Genomic DNA, 16,898 nt, shown 5'->3' with positions numbered 1-16,898 from the left:
GGCTTAGGGGATGGGAGGGGTTTGAGTTTCTTTGCTTCCATAACTAAGAATACTGCCGAGATTGGTGGAGACAAAGAGTTTGCCATCGGCAATGGTTAATCCGTGCGCTTTACCTTGAATCGATGTCGACCAGACAGGTTCGCCTGATGTTCTGTCGATGATGGAGATCGATCCATCATAACCTGCAATAATATGGCTGGGGGTGGCAATCAGGTCGAGTGGCACCTGGCTGTCTTTTTTCCACAACCAACAGGTGTCGGTTTGTTTGCGAGTACGTTTAATTTTCTCTTCCAGCTCCCGGATGGTCAGGCTTAACGAATCCCGTCGATTTTGATTTGTTTTGGGTGTTTGTTTGAGTTGCTGTTTCGATTGATTGATCTGGGTTTGGATTTGGTTGATCTCGGCCATGATGGTGCCGTTTTTTTTCAAATCGAATGCCTGAAGCTGTTTATCCGAGTGAAGGTAGGCAATGTTATCTGCGACGACGAGTCGGTTGGCACTACCAAAGGTGGCGACTCTGGCATTGTTTTTCGTGTCGATGGCTCTCACTTCTTCCGTGGCAGTGCGTTGGTTTTGTGGCCCTGCGAAAAAGCGACCTTCTTCGTCGAGAATGGCAAAAACTCCACCGGCGTGGGGAACCTTTCCCAATCGCACACCCTTGTCAGAGGAGAAAACCAAGGGCACGGTTCTTCCTTGAGGAACATAAATGCGGTCCTGACTGGCTAGTAAGGCCCCCTGTAGAGTGACATTATCAAGCTCGGACATAAATCCCTTTTCGCCCTGTTTGCCGGTTTCCGGATCGATGGCGCAGAGGTAGGATTTTTTCCATGGAAGGAGAGAGCCCCCAAAGTAGGCGAGGTTACGATGAATCATCACGGAGGTGCGGACCGGCCAATGGGAAATAAACTTACCATTGTTTGGGACTCTTCGTTCTTCTTTGTTGCTCACCGGCGATGCCTTGAACTTCCATTCGAGCTTTCCTGATTTGGCATGCACCGCATAAACATAGCCGTCATCGGAACCAAACAGCGCGAGATGTTTGTAGAGGGTGGGGGGAAAGCGCACCGCCGCTTCGGTGAAGTAGACCCATTGTTCTTTACCCGTCTTGGTGTCGAGGCAGTGCACTGCGTTGTCGGACGATGAGCCGTAGTAGAGGTGGCCATCCTGACTGGTTGTGAAGTAACAAGGGTCAAAATTACGCATCGACTGTAAGCCGTCGTTGCCGGCATACGCGTCCCATTTGGCCGGTCCTGTCCATGCTTGTTGAGGTGGGGCGTTGTGTTTATCCCAAGCCAAACGGAGAGGCAGTTTTAAATCGGAGGAAGCTTTTCCCGAGCGGGCATTATCGTGTCGGTAACTGGGCCACGACTCGTCATTGGCACCAGCCAGACCAGTAAGCAGCAAGCTGGCGGTCAGGGTGAGAAATAGACTGAATGATGAAATCGACATGGAAAAATGGAGTTAGTGGGTGTGCTTGATAGGGATGAGAGAGACGGAGGTTTCGATCCACCCTCCACAGGAACAACCTCCTCCGCCTTCGGACATAATCACCATTCCTTGGGAGGGGAGGTAATTGAGCCAGCAGCTTGGCCTGAGGCGTTTCCAGCCGGTGTTCTTTTGGTTTTGAATCGACCAGATACAGAGGATTCTCGTGGCTCCAGATCCGGATGATCGGTAGATGAGTCCCGAGGGGTAGCCCACTGGAGTCGGGCATCCGGAAATGTTCGTCACCCGGGTGTCGATTTTTTTACCATCCTCGATCTGATAGGCGTATGGATGGAGGAACACTTTGTCTGGGAAGACGATGGGGTGGGCGATGTGGGTTCCATGATTGTTGGACTGCCAAGGGCTATGAACCGACCACTTGACCGTCCCCTTTGAATCATACTGGTGAGCCACGAAATGGCCTTTACCTGTAAATTTACCATTGGCGAAAATGCCTTCGGAAGCGACCATGAGATATCCGACATCGCTGACCTGTCCGTGCATGGCTTGGATGAAACCCGAGCGTTCGGAAACATGGGAAAAGGGTGGGATTTTCTTTTCCCAGCGCTTACGACCGTTGCTTGGATCCAGGCATACGACATAGGTGTCGAGCCAGAGTTTATTATCAAACACCCGACCGGCCCCTTGCACTTTGAGATCCGGATGTCTGGCTTCGAGAAAGTAGAGTTGATCTTTCGTGAGGGTAATACTCGAATTGATGATCAATCCCTTGCCGTAGGCCCATAGGCCTTTCAGGGATGATTGTTTGTAGGCAAAAACCTTATCACTGCAAATTTGGGTGATCGATTTCTCGTTTCCAACTTGGTCAAACCAATTGGATTTATTCCAGAACTCTTTGAAATGGGATCCCTTGGGCACGGTGCTGCCGATCAGGACATCTCCATTGACGGCGATGTATGCCCAGTCGTGGGTATCCCGCTCCTTGTGCGTGAGTTTCAAATTGGCGGTGCGTTCACCACTGGCTGCGTCAATGACCCAGGCTCGATCAGCCAAGGCAAAATAGATGTTGTTCTGGTCTGCACACCAGTTGGAGCAATCGTGAGGGACATTGAGGCGGCGTAAGTCCGGGATTTCCTTCGACCACAGGACTTGCCCGTTGTAGGCATCCAGGCCGATCATACGGTTGAACCCTTGAAGAAACGTCAGCCCGTTGACGGCGAGAGGGGCGGGAATTCGGTTTTGGCGGTCGATACCGAAATCGGCACCGGGCCGACCGATCCATTGGATCGTAAAATCTTCCTGGGTGTGGGCCCCCGCGAGGGAGTCCGGAATATAGGATCGGTTTTCCGAGTCACCATACTGGTGGGTCCACTCACTGCTGCCGGGGAGCTTTGGTCGGGTGTAGCTGAGAGTGGGGGTGAGGATTTGGCCTCCGGACGGGCGGGTGAGCCGTTTGCACTCGGCTTCCGGGTAGGGCAGGACTTCACCCGCAAGTGCACGTTCAGAAACGATCAAATTGGCGAGACAACTTCCGAGTGGGATATCATCGTTTGGTGCGTGTAGAACTTCGATTCTAGAGCCATAGACTCCGGCTTGATAGAGTGTTTGTCGCAATTGCTGAACCCGATCGGCATCGCGGTCGATGATGGTGACTTTCAGGCGGGTATTTTTTGCCAGTTCGTAGGATAATCTGGCATCTACTCCGCCGAGGACCAGTGCGTGTCCTGAGAAATGGGCCCCGTGTTTTTTGACCAGGGTATTCACGAATGCCTGAGTCTTGGCATTTGCTTTGAATGCTTCATTTGCAGGGAGCTGAGCCGGCAAGTAGTTCATGGTCGTGTCAAAGCTCATCGGAGGAGCGAGAATCCGCTTGCCTTGATGGATGACTCCGATCCGGAAGTGGTAGACGGTGGAAGGTTCCAAATGTTTGAGGACGATGCTGTGGTTGGTGGTGGACGACTCACTTTTGATGATGGTTCCCATTTCCGGGCTGGTTCCAAAATTGATCATTGAGGGGCCACTGTGGCTTGATTCCCATTCGATGAGGGCTTCACCCGCCTTGAGGAAGCTGATTGATGGTCGGACAGCAAAGGGGTATTGGTTGGCAGCGGCTTCTTTTTTGATTTGGTTTGTATCGGCGAGTTTGGAACCGATGCTCAGGGATTCAATTCTGCCGAGCATTGGGTAGAATTCATCTTTATCTTTGTAGGCGCCAACTACGAGAGGTGTTGGAATATCCGGGTAGGCAATAGCCCCTGCAGCTTTGTTTTTTGCCACCAGAACGCCATCAACGTAGAGTTGCATTTCCTTGCCGTCATAGCGTGCGGCCAGATCATAGCTTTGTCCAAGGATGAAGGGGAACGGGGACGTAGCCTGGATAAAACTTTTGCCAGTAGAAAGTTTGAAGGTAAAACGGTCGTGGGTAAATCCTAGAAGCCATCCCCGTTCATAGTTTCCGTTGTCTTGTGAATAGGAGAGGATGCCTCCCCAGCGATTAGGCTGGTCAACCCGCACTCTGGCTCTGAGCATCAGACGCTCTTTGGGGAGCTTTTTACTATACTTGGGGTCCAGAAGGATGTGTTGCTGTTTTTCAAAAAGTAGAAAGCCATCTCGGTCGAAATGGGCGGGCTTTTCCGTTGGTTGGTTTTTCCATTCCTTTTGATTCAATGAAAGGCTGATTTCCGCAGCGGTGATAGGGGCAAAACAGAGCAAGGCGATGAAAGGAAGGTGAAAACGCATGATCCGGAATGAGAGTAGGTTGTTGTATTTGAAAAGCTTTAGGGGAGCGGGGGGGGCAAGGCGGCCTCAGGGAATGGGGTGGCGCATGCCCATTCGGAGTGTGACCTCTTGGGCTCAGCGCATTATACATCACAAATCGTAGATTTTATCATCATTCCGGCTGTTTCTTCCGGGTACCTTGGTTGATTTTTCCTCTGATTTGATCTGTACGTTCATGCTGCTCAGGAAAGATGTATCCTATTTTTTCTGCATGTGAATGGCAAAACTGTCTTTTGAACTGTCAAAATTGATTATATGGACGTGATTTCTCATCTTCTCGCCCAGGATATCCGACTGCATCCCTTAGAGGAATAACTCTAGATCAACCCATTCTACGGTGCTTGGGGGGCGGCTCCCACAGGTTTCTCGATAAATCAAATAAAAGCTTGCTAATGACTGTATTTTCAGTAATAACTGAAATCGATGAATGCAAGCACCGACAGCGAGGCGAGATGCTTTGATGAGATCCGGGATGATTTTATCTCCCAGTGGGGAGCGTTTGGGAGTCAGTGGGGGATCAATCGGACAATGGCTCAGATTCATGCCTTGTTGATGATCATGCCTGAAGCCTTGAGTACTGACGAAGTCATGGAGTATCTGACAATCAGTCGTGGCAATGCGCATACGAACCTGAAAGAGCTCGTGAATTGGGGCTTGGTTCGCATTCTCGTTCGCAGGGGGGAAAGAAAGGAATTTTTCGAGGCTGAGAAAGATGTCTGGAAAATCTTTACAATCATTCTACGCGAACGTCAGCGGCGTGAAATTGACCCTGCGCTCGAGCTTTTACGTGGATGCCATGAGGAAACCAAAGATCTCGAAGGCGTGGGAGCGGAAGCGTTCCGCAATCAAATTCGCGAGCTCGAGACCTTTGTCAGCTTTGCCCGCAATGTGGGAGGGAAGATTGACAAATTGCATTACGGTCCAGCCATGAAATTGGCAGCGAAATTACTTAGCTAGGCAGCACGGACGAATACTTACCTTAAGAACCAAATCGAGCGCATTAAAACTTTCACTATTTTCTGAAATTACAATCATGAAGAAAACAACCATTCCTGATCCTTTGTCACCTTTGGAGGTATATTATGATGCGCGCTGTGGTTTTTGCAGGCGTTTCCGTGATTGGTTATTGGCACAGGATCGATTTGTGGAGTTTGAGTTTATTGATTACCGGTCTGAGCGGGCGATGTTGATTTTTCCGGAATTAGCTTGTTGGCGGCCTGAGTTGGAGTTGGTTGTGAGGACGGCTCGTGGTGAGGTTATTCAGGGGGCTGGGGCATGGGCCGTGTGTTTGTATGCTTGCCGTGATTATCGATACTGGGGCAAGCGTCTGGCATCACCGTGGTTGTTACCGATGGCGAAGTGTGTAGCCGGACTCTTGGCTTCGAAACGCTTGGCCCTGTCTGATTTTTTCTTTGGACGAGAGGCCGGAGAACCAGAAGTCAGCCACAGGATCGGCGAGCAGGGTGAAGTGCCTGGATTCGTTGGCAATGAGAACTCCAGAGTGAAGATCAAACGTCCTGATATTCCCGATGGCCTGATCTAAGGCGGAGTAAAGCAATTTTGCGCAGGCAAGAGGTCTGTGCGAGAACACAAAACCAAAACAAATAAAATGATGAACGAAACTGTAATTACCTATATCGGCTATCTCTTGATAGCTTTGCCTTTAACATTCTGGGTTGCAAAAACACTGCACAAAAATGGCAGGGTTTTTCTGGTCAAAAGCACTCAGGGTGACGAGGATCTGGCTGATAGTATTAATCACCTTCTGGTTGTCGGGTTCTATCTTGTGAACCTGGGATTTGTATCCCTCTACCTGAAGATGAGTGAGGCTGTGAGTGGCCTGAGTGGTGTGTTTGAGGCGCTTAGTTCGAAACTCGGCGTTGTGATGCTTGTGTTGGGAATGATGCACTTCTTTAACATTTGGTTGTTTTCGAAGTTAGGACGTCGACGCGAGACACCCCAACTGCCGAAGCCCCCAGTGTATGCCGGGTGGGGAGAGAATAAAGGTGAAGCTTCACCTCAGGCCGGTGCCTGATCCGAGGTGACGTCACTGGAAGAAACCACGCCTACGATTCTGGCTTTCTCCAGATCGTATGGCGTGAGTTCCAGATTGACGACATCTCCGGATTGCAGCACCTCGCGCAAAGGTGCCTGTGATTTAGGTAGGTGTCCGATGATGATTTTTCCATTGGGCAGGGTAACATCATAGGTGGGTTTGCGGGAGGTGTCGTTAATCGTCCCTGTTGTTGTGATAGGTGGGTCAAACATGATTCTATAAAAACGAAAGAAGTGAAGAGGGTTTAGCCGATATCTTTCCAGCTTAGTAAGGAAGCCAATGGGGGGAAGCCGTCGTGGTGCCAGAACAGGCTGGGGGATTGACTCTCTCCCATTGGGCAGATACGGCTGGCTGGCGAGTTTGCCCAGTGGGTTGCCGTTTGATCGGAGTATGGGTGAATCGCGACGGTTGAGAGGTGAGCGGCTTCGTCTCCAATGAGTTTATGTATATTGTCTTCCTGCTGCTGCGGCAGCGGTTTGACATACACGCATCGGTTGAGGCAGGAAAGTTTGAGTGTGATTGATGGCTCGGAGATGACCGTCCAATCGAGTGAGGCCTTGCTTTCGTGAAGTTCGATGTCTCGATCATTGGCGGCTAGAAAACGATAGGTTTCCCTGAGATTGCGTATGGCTCCGGCTTCGGAGAGGCTGAGGGGGCTAGGGGGATGGTTTAAGTTGAAGCTCTGCATGGCCTTTGCGAGCAAGGAGGCAAAGCGCTGCCTGTCTCCCGGCTTGGTTTCATCCACGTAGATGGCGTGAGGTGACAGGCACCCCCGCTGGTTGAAAAGTGAAACATCACGGGCGGCCCGAGCCGCTGCTGTTTTGAAGTCACTGTAAACCACACCCATCGAGACTTTGTGTCCGTGTGGAATAAACCGTTGCCATGGACTTAATTTGTCATGAATCGCTTCAATGCTGGTGTCTGAACCGATGGCGATGACTGCGTCGGCTTGTTTCCATAGAGCGTCGGGCAGCTCGTCGTGTAGGTTCACAAGTTGTTGGAGTTCGTCAGGAAAGGCATCAACCCAGAGTTTAAGCTCAGGGAGCCCGCCGGACGGTAATTTCACCTCGTTCATGGACCCTAGCAAGAGTCCGCGCAAGACACTCTGCATCGCTCCGTGAGGGCTGTTACCACTGACGATGTGGAGTAGTCGTTTGGGGGCGATAGCCATGGTCTGAATCGGCCCGTGGGGGATAAATCGGTCCAGCACGGTGGCATTCCCCAGTTCGGCTTGTAACCAGGCTATTAAATCCTGGGGGCTAAAGGTCCCGAGAAATTCCGGGGACTGGCAATGCCGGGCAAGAAGTTGGATTCGGAGCTCGGTGGTCATGGTGTGGATGAAAATGTTGCGTCTGCTCCGCGTGAACACCCGCGGGGAAGGGCGGACGGGTCTCTGCCGAGTAGAAAAAAGGAATGGGGGCCATGGGCAACAGCCAAATCCTGGGTTTGGATCGCTTGCACCGACTGGGTGTTGGCGAGATCATAAATGGCCAGGTGGCCGGGGCTGCCGCTGCTGGCATCCATCCCTGTTATGGGGTCAACGACCCTGATGCGTGTCCAGGGTGGGCCGTGATGTGCATTCTCCAGTCCCCGGGTGTAAAACTGGCTACTCAATTCGGTCATGGAATATTCGTTGACGATGAGTTTTGGAGGTATTCCAAATTGGTTTTGCAAGCGCCGATAGAGTTCTTGTTTACTCAGACTTCTTTGACTTCCCTTATAGCCTCCGGTTTCCATGATCCAGCTTCCTGGGGGGAGTTGAACGGGTATGGTGCAGGATTCAAGTAGGTGTAAAAAGGCAAGTGCTGTCCCGAGTATGGCGAGAGGTGCCAGAGAGTCGACACTGTGGGCAATACAGGACTGGATGGATTGAAGATCTAATGCTCCTGATGCCTCGAGCCCCCATGTTTTTTCGCCTCCCTGATGTTGCTGATCCAGAACCCCCATCATATGGGAGAGCGAGGACCGGGGAGCCTGTTGGGGATGGGCAACGAGGAAAAGTGCCCGTTGGGGGGGCGGGATGGATTCCAGTTTCCATGAGCGAAGAATGGATTGCTCATAAAGCTCAAAGGATGGGAAATAGTGTCGCCCCTTGATGTCTGTGGTTGTACCCGAGGTTTGAAAATAGGGATGGTGCTTACCGTCCGGTCGGCAGATGAGAGGATGCGCGTGTTGTTTAAAGGCATCTGTTGGGATCGCCGGGATGTCGCCCCAGAATGAAACCTTTCCCGGGAGTGCGTCGAGATGCTCGCAGTATCGCTGGTAGGGTAAGTTGCGAGAAAATTGATAGTCGAACAGTTCCAAAGCCCGCCGATTGAAGCTCTCGTCATCAAGGGCCCCCGAAACAATGGCCTCGGCAATTTTTGCAGAGGGGTCGGGCGGGGGATTCTGTTCCTTCCAATTCATCGGGTAACAACGGCGAGGTTATGGTGTGATCACTGAAGATGGGCTTGAGTGTGGAGCTGCCATATCATGTCGAAGTCAAAGATCAATGGAGCGCGGCTGACAATCAAGGCTGATTGTTGAGCAGAGTAGAAAATCTGTGTAATAATCTTGCTCATGGCTTGACTTAACAGACGATTGCGTTGAAAATGCGTCATCTGCTGTTTTTCCCGCCGATGGATCAAAGAAGCCAAAGCCAAGCCTTGAAGGGGCGCTGGCGTAGATTCTTTGAAACAATCAGGGAATATCAGTCGTTTAAGCTTATGGAAGCAGTCCTCGATTCAATCCCAGATTGACGGAGACCTCCCATTTGCAATGATACGCAATCATCTCTATCATCCATATTATTGACCAACCGCATACCATCACTCGATCGAGCCATGAACTTAAAGAGCAAAGCATTTTTACCCCTCGGGTTGGCACTCCTTGTCGGAGCGTGTAGCCCGTTTTATCCGAAGCCTCATCCGAACAATCCAGGGACGCAAACGCCGAGCGGTCAACCGACACTGACGCCTGAACAGCAGAAAATACTTGAGCAAAGCCAACAAGGAAATGGTGTGGCTGGGGTCGACGCCGCAGGAAACCCAACCGGAGTGGATAGCACCGTGTTAACGCCAGGCTCTGATGGGAATACGTCTCCCACTCCTCCGACCAATACCAATGGCAAGAAAAACTATCCGACCGCGTCACCCGTTCCTGGGAAGCCCGGTTTTGTATTTAACCCTTACACCCATAACATCGTTGATGTAAAAGGGATTGCATCCGGAAAACTTTGCCGTGATCCTGAGGATCCTGACGAGACCCATAAGTTCCGAGTGCCTTAAGCTCCCGATACCATTACACTGTTGAATTTTCACAGGAACCGATGTCGCAAGTTTGGCGCGTCGGTTCTTGTTTTTTATATGTGATTCTGACATCGATTGTCGCGGATGAAAAAGATTGCCGTATTAGGAAGTGGGCTCTTGGGAGGGTCGATGGCTTTGGCCGGGCAAAAACGATTGCCAGACACCGAGGTCTACTTATGGGGACGGAGGCAAGCCTCTGTGGATGAGGCCGCGAGTATGGGAATCCAGCATGCCACAACGAGTCTCACTGAGGCTGTAAAGGGCGCTGATTTATTGATTCTTTCGACCCCAGTCGGGGCCATGCTGCAAATCCTGGAAACTGTATCGCGTGACGTCTCCCTCAAAGGGATGATCATCACAGATGTCGGTAGTGTAAAATTGACTCCCAGAGAGACCTTGGACGCTTTGGTGCGTCGTTGCGAAGCGAAATACATTGGCAGTCATCCGATGGCGGGGTCTGAGCAAACCGGGGTGTTGGCCGCACGCGAGAGCTTGTTTGACGGAGCCGCCTGTGTGATGACCAATGACTTTGGCCATGATGAGGCGGATGTGGATGCCTTGAAAGATTTTTGGCTGGTGCTTGGGTGTCGCTGTTACCTGACATCTTCGGAGGATCACGATGCAGTGATGGCCCGGATTAGCCATTTACCACATTTGCTGGCATCGGTAGGTGCCATGGTTGGTCTGAAGGACCCGGATTACGGTAAATTTGCGGGAAATGGCATGAGGGACACCACCCGGGTTGCCTCGGGACACCCGGGGATGTGGGCTGAGATCATGTTGAGAAACCGGGAATCATTGAAAGCTCCGATTGAAGAGAGTATTGAACATTTGCGTGAAATGCTTGCTTTGTTGGAGCAATCGAGCGAAGAAGCTGTCACATCGTTCCTGCAGCAAGCCAAGGACCTGCGAGATCAACTTCCTCCTAAAAAGGAACAATAACCATCTTTCCAGAGGCCCCTTTATTTTTTATTGTTATGTCTTCCATCAAGGTAACACCCATTAAGAGTCTGAACGCGGTCATCGAAGTGCCGGGTGACAAAAGCATCTCCCACCGAGCCGCTATTATGGCCGGACTCGCAGACGGCGTCACTCAGATCGACAATTATCTCCCGAGTGAAGACTGCTTGTGCACCTTGGAGGCCATGGCCAGCTTGGGTGTTCAGTATGAGGTGCTGGAGCGTTTAGAGGGCTATGGACCGACGTCGCTAAGGATCTATGGACAGGCGATGCAGCTGAATGCTCCTGATGTGGAAATCGACTGTGGCAATTCGGGGACCGGAATGCGTTTGCTTGCCGGTGTTCTGGCAGCCCAGCCATTTCAATCGACCCTGACCGGGGATGAATCCCTACAGTCCCGGCCGATGGGGCGTATCATGACGCCCTTGTCCATGATGGGGGCCAGGATTGAGGCTGCAGGCGAAAAAGAGGGATGTGCTCCCATGATCCTTGGCGGGTCCGCAGAACGATTGCAGGCAATCCATTATGATATGCCAATGGCCAGTGCCCAGGTAAAGAGCGCGGTATTGTTGGCAGGCTTGTTTGCCGAGTATGAGACTTCGGTCCGTCAACCTGCTGAAACCCGCGACCACACCGAGCGCATCTTTGACCATTTTCAAATTGATTCGACAATTGATGGCCATCGGATCGCCGTTCATGGGGGGCAAATTCCGATGGCTAACGATCTCTACATTCCCGGTGATATTTCTTCGGCTGCTTTCTGGTTGGTTGCCGCTGCCGCCATGCCCGGGGCAGAGCTCAAGATTAAAAAGGTAGGTTTGAACCCAACGCGCAAAGCCGTTGTGGATGTCTTGATTCGCATGGGGGCTGATATTAGAGTCGACATGATCTCAGAAGACTCGGGCGAGCCATACGGAGACTTGACGGTAATCGGGGGAACCTTGCAAGGGACGGAGATCTTACCTGAAGAAGTTCCGAATCTGATTGATGAGATTCCCGTTCTAGCCGTTGCCGGAGCCTTGGCCGAAGGGCGTATGGTGATTCGCAATGCCAGTGAGCTCAGGGTCAAGGAGAGTGACCGGATATCCACCGTCGTAACCAACCTGCGTGCCATGGGCGCTGAGGTGGAAGAGTTTGACGATGGGATGGAAATTACAGGAGGTCGACCACTTCATGCCGCTGAACTCGAAAGCTATGATGACCACCGGATTGCCATGTCGTTCATCATTGCCGGCTTGTTTGCGGAGGGTGAAACGGTGGTGCACAACACGGACTTTATCAATACGTCCTATCCCGGGTTTCAGCATGACTTGGAAAAAGTGATGAACCCGAAACCTCATTTTGCGATTGCGATTGATGGTCCGGCGGCATCAGGAAAAAGTACGGTCGCCCGCAGGCTGGCCGAGAAACTTGGTCTGATTATGATCAATACAGGGGCGATGTATCGGGCGATTGCTTGGGCGAGTATCCAGCACGGAATTGACGCTTCCGATACGGAGGGAGTGATTGCCATGTTGGATCGCATCGACCTCCGCTGTGGTGTTCGCGACAGGGGATCGATCATTCTTGTGGATGGTGTTGATGCTGGTGACGCGCTGCGGGAGGACGCGGTCAATTCCCGGGTTTCCGCGATTGCTGCCATCCCAGAGGTTCGCCGGTTACTTGTGGAAAAACAGCGTGATTACCTTGAGCTTGGAAGCCTGGTGATGGAAGGGCGGGACATTGGCTCGGTTGTTTTTCCTGATACCCCATACAAACTCTATGTTGATGCTTCCGAAGAAGTGCGTCTAGCCCGTCGATCCGCCGAAGGCTTGGCCGATGTCGTTAGTCAGCGCGACAAGGAGGATAGCAGCCGGAAAACATCACCCTTGGTTGTTGCCGAAGGCGCCACGGTTATTGATAGCTCGGAAATGACGATTGAAGAAGTCGTGGACGAGGCGATGTCGATTTTAAAAAGCAAAGGCTTATAGAGCGCATTTTATTTATCAGTCTGATTGAAGGATCATGAAAACGATTTATTGGTTTAATTACACGCTGTGGAAAAAGCTACTTATCTGTTTTTTCTCTTTGAGAGTTGTCGGTCGAGAGAAATTGATCGAAGACGGCCCGGTTCTGATTGCCTCTAATCATGAGAGTTTCATCGACCCTCCTCTGGTTGGGATTATCTACGAAAATCCGGTGTATTTCTTGGCAAGGAAAACCTTATTCCGCAGTTTTGGAGCCTGGTTGTTTCCAAGAATGAATGTGGTTCCCGTCGACCAGGAACGGCCGGACATGACCAGTTTAAAAACGATCATCAAGCTGCTACGGAATAAAAACCGTGTAGTGATTTTCCCCGAAGGCTCGCGGACCTTGGATGGTAGTCTACAACCCGCTGAGGCTGGAACTGGTTTGATCGTAGCCAAGACCAAGGCGACGGTGCAGCCTGTCAGGATTTTTGGTGCCCGGGAAGCTCTGCCTCGTGGCTCAGCAAAAGTAAGCTTCTGCCCGATCACCATTGTTGTCGGTGATCCGATCACCTTCACTCCCGAAGAACTCAAGGCGAAGGGTCGCGATGGCTACCAAAAGATATCCGACCGGATCATGGAGGAGATTGCCAAAATTGAGATGCCTTGATTCTGAAATCCTCCGACTAGAATGCTGACGATTGGAGCTTATGAGCTTGATCTGTTCGATTGCAGGAACTGCATGAATCGCTCTTTGACTTGATGGGGTGGAATGTTAGGTCGTCCTAGGTTAGGCGGGGAGCCCGGTTTGATTTTCAGGTGGATGAGACTTGGGCCGTGCCGGCGGCGGCTGTCGTCGAGACAATCAGACAATTGGTCGAGGCTGTCAGCACGATAGACATTCCGATAATTGCATGCAGAGGCGATTTGGGCAAAATCCACGGTGCTGGAGGATGTTGCTTGGCCTCCTGTCGAATCATGGCTTTCGTTGTCGAGCACGATATGAAGCAGATTATCCGGTTGATAGTGACCAATGGTGGCGAGCGCTCCCAATTTCATGAGTGCCGCTCCGTCTCCATCTAAAACGATGACAGCTTGGTTCGGGAGGCTGGTGGCAATCCCCAGACCGATGGCACTCGCTGTTCCCATGCCTCCGACAACGTAAAGGTTTCCATCTCGATCGTTCTGGGTGAAGAGTTCACGCCCGGTTTTTCCTGTGGTTGCGATGATCGCCTCATTTCCGGAGCATTGAGAGAGCAGCGTGTTGATGGCCTTGGTTCGGCTTGGCCTCTTGTCTTGATGAGACGGGGGGTGTGATAGATGATAGGTCTGGACGGAAGCTTGTCGGCGGCTTGGTTCAAGTTTTGTTGGAGATAAGGTTCCTTTTTTAAGCACCAAAGCGTAGGGGGCATTGTCGTTTGAGATAGCGTCTTCAGCATTCGAGAGTGTTTTGGCGATAGCCTCTTCCGAGTCTGGGAAAAATTGCCAGGGGATTCGTAAGGTGTCCAGTAACTCGCCTGTGATTTCCCCCATGAGAGTGTGCTGGGGTTCGTCAGGGGTTCCAGGCTCACCTCTCAGGGTAGTAATGAGTAGAGTGGGAACTTTAAAAGGGTTGTTGAGTGAGGTCAGAGGGTTGACCATGTTACCTAAACCTGAATTCTGGCAGATGCTGACCGTTTTTTTACCGGCCAAATGTGCTCCCAGACTGATACCTATCGATTCTCCTTCACTACTGGCTCCGATGTAGTCGATATCCAGATCATTGATGACAGCGTTGATCAAGGGCTTTAAAAAAGAGCAGGGAACCCCGGAGAAGTGAGTATAACCCTGTTGTTTGAGGGCTGAGAGAAAGGTGGTCGCTTCCATAGTAGGATAGTAGAGATGAAGTGTTGGGACGCGTAACAGATGTGTGCTCGATTTCGTCACGCATTGCAGCGTTTTTAGGGGGTTCGTTTTTTTCTTTCCCTTGTGATTCTGCGGTGACTGGCGCCTTCATGATGCGTGAAGACTTGCTGGTGAAGAGCCTTGATGGTGCTAACTGATTTGCTGTTGAAATACATTTGAGGACTGTGACGAAAGATGTTTTGGAACAGGTCGTTTTTCATGAATTCACGGGGAGTGTAGGTTCCGAGGAAGTGCCAATACACCAGAGTTTATAAAAATGAACGCCCATTCAAGCAAAAATAGTGCCTATGCTTCTCGAACCCATAGAATGAACTGAGACCTTCTGATGGATCGAGGCTTGCTCAAAGCTTATGGTTTGCGTTCAACATAAAGCCACCTGTTAGATAGAAAGCGTTCAATCATTACACCTTTGTCTGTTTTGGGATTGTTGGTATCAGGGAAACGCAGGGTTAAAATGAGGGGTTCGCCTTGCTTACTTGATTTTTTTCGGAGTTCGAAAAAGTAGCGTAGATCCTTCCAGGCCGGGCTACCTCGTTCCACATATCCGTAGACGGGGGTGTGGTCGTCACGGCTTACCAGCCTGAAGCATTCGTATTTTTCTTCATCTCTGAATTGATAGGCGTAGTGGTTGTCAGGTTTGACGAGGACTCGCATGTTGAGCGATTGTGTCGGGCGTTGTTTGATAAATGACTGCCAATCCATTGGCAAATAGTAGACATCAGTTTCCCAGTCGACCTTGAATGCCGTGTTGCCTGTTTGCTCGACAGTCATAAAGACGGAGTCCCCACTCGTCGTGTAGGCTGTAAGCAGGACAAAGGGGCGCGACCAAAACGTGACAAAATTGATCGATTTGATGTGATCAAAATCGAGAGGTTTGAATGTATGGTTTTGATAGTATTGCTCCATCATCGGCTTGACGCGCTCAGGGTAGCGGCTCCACTTCAGCTTTTTTTCAAGGGAGTCGGCTGCGAGATAGGAGCGGATGGTCTGGTGGAGTGCTTGTTCAACGGATTGAATTTCCTCTTGGTCTTGTTCGAGGATGGAGGTGTTGATGGTAATGGCTTTTTCTCTATTTTTCCGTCCCTCGACAATCATTCGGGTCGATTGGGTGATGATGCCAGCCAGAATAAGGATTCCGAGAATTTGCCATCCGATAGGGATGTCTCTGACGCGGTCCATCAGTCCCCACTTTTCTTCGATATCCTCGGGTTCTTCCTCATCACCCAATATTTCCTCCACTTGGGCGGGTGTGGTTTTGGTGATTCCCAGCGGAGGCTTGTGAACCTTGAGGCTGATTGCTTTGCTGTCGAGTTCCGGCGGGCTATCCTTTAACGTGGGCTCTCGACGTTTTTCATCGGATGCCCGTTTGATTTTGGGGCGGAGTCGCTTCCAGGACCAATGGCGTAACTCGCGGCTGAGTCCTTGCCAGCCCTTGCCCTCATTGGGTTTCATCGCAGTGTGGAGTATAGCACAGCCTCTGGTTTGCGTCGACGGCGAAGAAACAGGAAGGCTGCCGTGCTCATGAAGGCGAAGGAGCTTGGCTCCGGAATAACGGGAATACCCTCGCGCACCCCAGTTGATGCCATGTCATAGAAATCACCGTTGGCGGCTCTCCACCGCCCTCTACTGTTAATATACCTGAGTGTGGCCGTGTCAGAGATTGTGCCGTCAGATTTATTTAACTCATAAAGGTCTCCGCCGCTGTTCCAGCGATTCGCCCAAAGCACGTTATTCTCGTCAAAGGCCATTTGATAAACATCACTTATATTGTCGTTAAGCATGGCCATCTCGTAATTAGGGTCGGTCAGATCAATGGTCCAGAATGCATAGTAAGATTGGCCATTTTTTGACATTCTGGAGCTCCCGTACATTAGCCCTGTGTCACTATCGATGGCAAAATCACCAAAGTCCCCGAGCCCTGCATTTCCTGATCCGTCAAAGAGGTCGGAATGGTCGCTGAGGTTGCTTGGTGCAATCGGAGTGTGGCTGACAATTTGGGACCCATCGCCGTTGAAACTGATGACATAGAGGCCTTCAGTTCCTGTTTCCGGTGTGTAATAATATCGTCCGTTGTAGAAGTCACCACCACCACTGCCGGTTTTTCCACTCGGCATACCGACGTCGATTAGGTCTCCAATCAGGTGTTGGGTGCCGTTTGTAATATCGAATCGGTAAAAATTCGAACCGTTGTGGTCCATGTAATAGTAGTTGTTACTACTGACGTCGTAGGCTAATTGGTTGGGCGTGACTGTGGCGCTGCCAATCTTGGTCGAGCGGCCATTGTCGGTGTTGATTTCGTAAAACGAATTAGGGTCAAAATTGCCATCACCCTGATTTCCGGTGACAGCCATCACGTTGGCAGCCTGAACGGCATTGCCAAGAAGCAGTGCTGTCGCACAGGTGACGATGAAAAAATGGGAAATTTTGAGCATGATTCGCAAAGGAAAACAAGTTCTGGGGGGCTTGGATTCAGATGCGGGGGTTGCGAAGAGCTAAAGCAGGTTTAGCGACTGCGCTTGA

The 16,898-nt window shown here is 51.0% G+C and carries 15 protein-coding genes; 7 read left to right on the top strand and 8 right to left on the bottom strand.

The genetic code is table 11. The features are described from left to right. Positions 1-3 precede the first annotated feature (3 nt). On the bottom strand, positions 4-1,449 hold the full coding sequence (locus HW115_RS01970) for an outer membrane protein assembly factor BamB family protein (RefSeq protein ID WP_178930896.1): 1,446 nt from the start codon (positions 1,447-1,449) through the stop codon (positions 4-6). Between the two features lie 12 nt (positions 1,450-1,461). After that, positions 1,462-4,185, bottom strand: a complete 2,724-nt coding sequence (locus tag HW115_RS01965) for a LamG-like jellyroll fold domain-containing protein (protein WP_178930895.1) — start codon at positions 4,183-4,185, stop codon at positions 1,462-1,464. Between the two features lie 462 nt (positions 4,186-4,647). Here HW115_RS01965 and HW115_RS01960 point away from each other — a divergent pair, with 462 nt between their 5' ends. The 3 genes from HW115_RS01960 to HW115_RS01950 all read left to right on the top strand — a co-directional run bounded on the left by HW115_RS01960 (position 4,648) and on the right by HW115_RS01950 (position 6,259). After that, on the top strand, positions 4,648-5,181 hold the full coding sequence (locus HW115_RS01960) for a GbsR/MarR family transcriptional regulator (RefSeq protein ID WP_178930894.1): 534 nt from the start codon (positions 4,648-4,650) through the stop codon (positions 5,179-5,181). 76 nt (positions 5,182-5,257) lie between these two features. Continuing rightward, entirely contained in the window at positions 5,258-5,767 is a 510-nt protein-coding gene (locus HW115_RS01955; RefSeq protein WP_178930893.1) for a thiol-disulfide oxidoreductase DCC family protein, read from the top strand. A gap of 69 nt (positions 5,768-5,836) precedes the next feature. Beyond that, positions 5,837-6,259 (top strand): hypothetical protein, encoded by a 423-nt coding sequence (locus tag HW115_RS01950; protein WP_425498128.1) that lies wholly within the window; start codon positions 5,837-5,839, stop codon positions 6,257-6,259. Here the strand turns inward: HW115_RS01950 and HW115_RS01945 are convergent. From HW115_RS01945 to HW115_RS01935, 3 genes are read right to left on the bottom strand one after another with little or no spacing between them, the layout of a single operon-like run. After that, positions 6,244-6,492 carry a translation initiation factor IF-1 gene (locus HW115_RS01945; protein WP_178930891.1) on the bottom strand — a complete coding sequence of 83 codons (249 nt, stop codon included), beginning with the start codon at positions 6,490-6,492 and terminating at the stop codon, positions 6,244-6,246. The two genes, HW115_RS01950 and HW115_RS01945, sit on opposite strands and share 16 nt — an antisense overlap. 32 nt (positions 6,493-6,524) lie before the next feature. Continuing rightward, the gene (locus HW115_RS01940; protein ID WP_178930890.1) at positions 6,525-7,610 is read right to left on the bottom strand and encodes an acyl-CoA reductase; all 1,086 of its coding nucleotides are present in this window, start codon (positions 7,608-7,610) and stop codon (positions 6,525-6,527) included. Further along, positions 7,607-8,686, bottom strand: a complete 1,080-nt coding sequence (locus HW115_RS01935; RefSeq protein ID WP_178930889.1) for a LuxE/PaaK family acyltransferase — start codon at positions 8,684-8,686, stop codon at positions 7,607-7,609. Before HW115_RS01935 ends, HW115_RS01940 begins: the two co-directional genes overlap by 4 nt. A 416-nt stretch (positions 8,687-9,102) precedes the next feature. Between HW115_RS01935 and HW115_RS01930 the strand changes: the two genes are divergently transcribed. From HW115_RS01930 to HW115_RS01915, 4 genes are all read left to right on the top strand, one after another. After that, entirely contained in the window at positions 9,103-9,546 is a 444-nt protein-coding gene (locus HW115_RS01930; RefSeq protein ID WP_178930888.1) for a hypothetical protein, read from the top strand. Positions 9,547-9,651: 105 nt separating this feature from the next. Beyond that, positions 9,652-10,509: a prephenate dehydrogenase gene (locus HW115_RS01925; RefSeq protein ID WP_178930887.1), complete on the top strand. Its 858-nt coding sequence runs from the start codon at positions 9,652-9,654 to the stop codon at positions 10,507-10,509. A 35-nt stretch (positions 10,510-10,544) separates the two neighbouring features. Beyond that, positions 10,545-12,497: a 3-phosphoshikimate 1-carboxyvinyltransferase gene (gene aroA, locus HW115_RS01920; protein WP_178930886.1), complete on the top strand. Its 1,953-nt coding sequence runs from the start codon at positions 10,545-10,547 to the stop codon at positions 12,495-12,497. A 34-nt stretch (positions 12,498-12,531) separates the two neighbouring features. Further along, positions 12,532-13,143, top strand: a complete 612-nt coding sequence (locus HW115_RS01915) for a lysophospholipid acyltransferase family protein (RefSeq protein WP_178930885.1) — start codon at positions 12,532-12,534, stop codon at positions 13,141-13,143. Positions 13,144-13,181: 38 nt separating this feature from the next. On the opposite strand, the gene aepY is transcribed toward HW115_RS01915, so the two are convergent. The 3 genes from aepY to HW115_RS01900 all read right to left on the bottom strand — a co-directional run bounded on the left by aepY (position 13,182) and on the right by HW115_RS01900 (position 16,810). Then, on the bottom strand, positions 13,182-14,339 hold the full coding sequence (aepY, locus tag HW115_RS01910) for a phosphonopyruvate decarboxylase (protein WP_178930884.1): 1,158 nt from the start codon (positions 14,337-14,339) through the stop codon (positions 13,182-13,184). Positions 14,340-14,726: 387 nt separating this feature from the next. Then, positions 14,727-15,830, bottom strand: a complete 1,104-nt coding sequence (locus tag HW115_RS01905; RefSeq protein WP_178930883.1) for a hypothetical protein — start codon at positions 15,828-15,830, stop codon at positions 14,727-14,729. Further along, positions 15,827-16,810 carry a PEP-CTERM sorting domain-containing protein gene (locus tag HW115_RS01900; RefSeq protein ID WP_178930882.1) on the bottom strand — a complete coding sequence of 328 codons (984 nt, stop codon included), beginning with the start codon at positions 16,808-16,810 and terminating at the stop codon, positions 15,827-15,829. The genes HW115_RS01905 and HW115_RS01900 overlap by 4 nt, the downstream gene beginning before the upstream one ends. Positions 16,811-16,898 lie beyond the last annotated feature (88 nt).

The sequence above is a fragment of the Oceaniferula marina genome, assembly GCF_013391475.1.
GTDB classification, from domain to species: domain Bacteria; phylum Verrucomicrobiota; class Verrucomicrobiia; order Verrucomicrobiales; family Akkermansiaceae; genus Oceaniferula; species Oceaniferula marina.
This window is presented reverse-complemented; position numbering and strand designations above follow the sequence as displayed.

What these genes read in the sequence shown, in the direction of transcription:
- HW115_RS01970 (WP_178930896.1), bottom strand. Translation starts at nt 1,449, where the DNA reads ATGTCGATTTCATCATTCAGTCTATTTCTCACCCTGACCGCCAGCTTG.
- HW115_RS01965 (WP_178930895.1), bottom strand. Translation starts at nt 4,185, where the DNA reads ATGCGTTTTCACCTTCCTTTCATCGCCTTGCTCTGTTTTGCCCCTATC.
- HW115_RS01960 (WP_178930894.1), top strand. Translation starts at nt 4,648, where the DNA reads ATGAATGCAAGCACCGACAGCGAGGCGAGATGCTTTGATGAGATCCGG.
- HW115_RS01955 (WP_178930893.1), top strand. Translation starts at nt 5,258, where the DNA reads ATGAAGAAAACAACCATTCCTGATCCTTTGTCACCTTTGGAGGTATAT.
- HW115_RS01950 (WP_425498128.1), top strand. Translation starts at nt 5,837, where the DNA reads ATGAACGAAACTGTAATTACCTATATCGGCTATCTCTTGATAGCTTTG.
- HW115_RS01945 (WP_178930891.1), bottom strand. Translation starts at nt 6,492, where the DNA reads ATGTTTGACCCACCTATCACAACAACAGGGACGATTAACGACACCTCC.
- HW115_RS01940 (WP_178930890.1), bottom strand. Translation starts at nt 7,610, where the DNA reads ATGACCACCGAGCTCCGAATCCAACTTCTTGCCCGGCATTGCCAGTCC.
- HW115_RS01935 (WP_178930889.1), bottom strand. Translation starts at nt 8,686, where the DNA reads ATGAATTGGAAGGAACAGAATCCCCCGCCCGACCCCTCTGCAAAAATT.
- HW115_RS01930 (WP_178930888.1), top strand. Translation starts at nt 9,103, where the DNA reads ATGAACTTAAAGAGCAAAGCATTTTTACCCCTCGGGTTGGCACTCCTT.
- HW115_RS01925 (WP_178930887.1), top strand. Translation starts at nt 9,652, where the DNA reads ATGAAAAAGATTGCCGTATTAGGAAGTGGGCTCTTGGGAGGGTCGATG.
- aroA (WP_178930886.1), top strand. Translation starts at nt 10,545, where the DNA reads ATGTCTTCCATCAAGGTAACACCCATTAAGAGTCTGAACGCGGTCATC.
- HW115_RS01915 (WP_178930885.1), top strand. Translation starts at nt 12,532, where the DNA reads ATGAAAACGATTTATTGGTTTAATTACACGCTGTGGAAAAAGCTACTT.
- aepY (WP_178930884.1), bottom strand. Translation starts at nt 14,339, where the DNA reads ATGGAAGCGACCACCTTTCTCTCAGCCCTCAAACAACAGGGTTATACT.
- HW115_RS01905 (WP_178930883.1), bottom strand. Translation starts at nt 15,830, where the DNA reads ATGAAACCCAATGAGGGCAAGGGCTGGCAAGGACTCAGCCGCGAGTTA.
- HW115_RS01900 (WP_178930882.1), bottom strand. Translation starts at nt 16,810, where the DNA reads ATGCTCAAAATTTCCCATTTTTTCATCGTCACCTGTGCGACAGCACTG.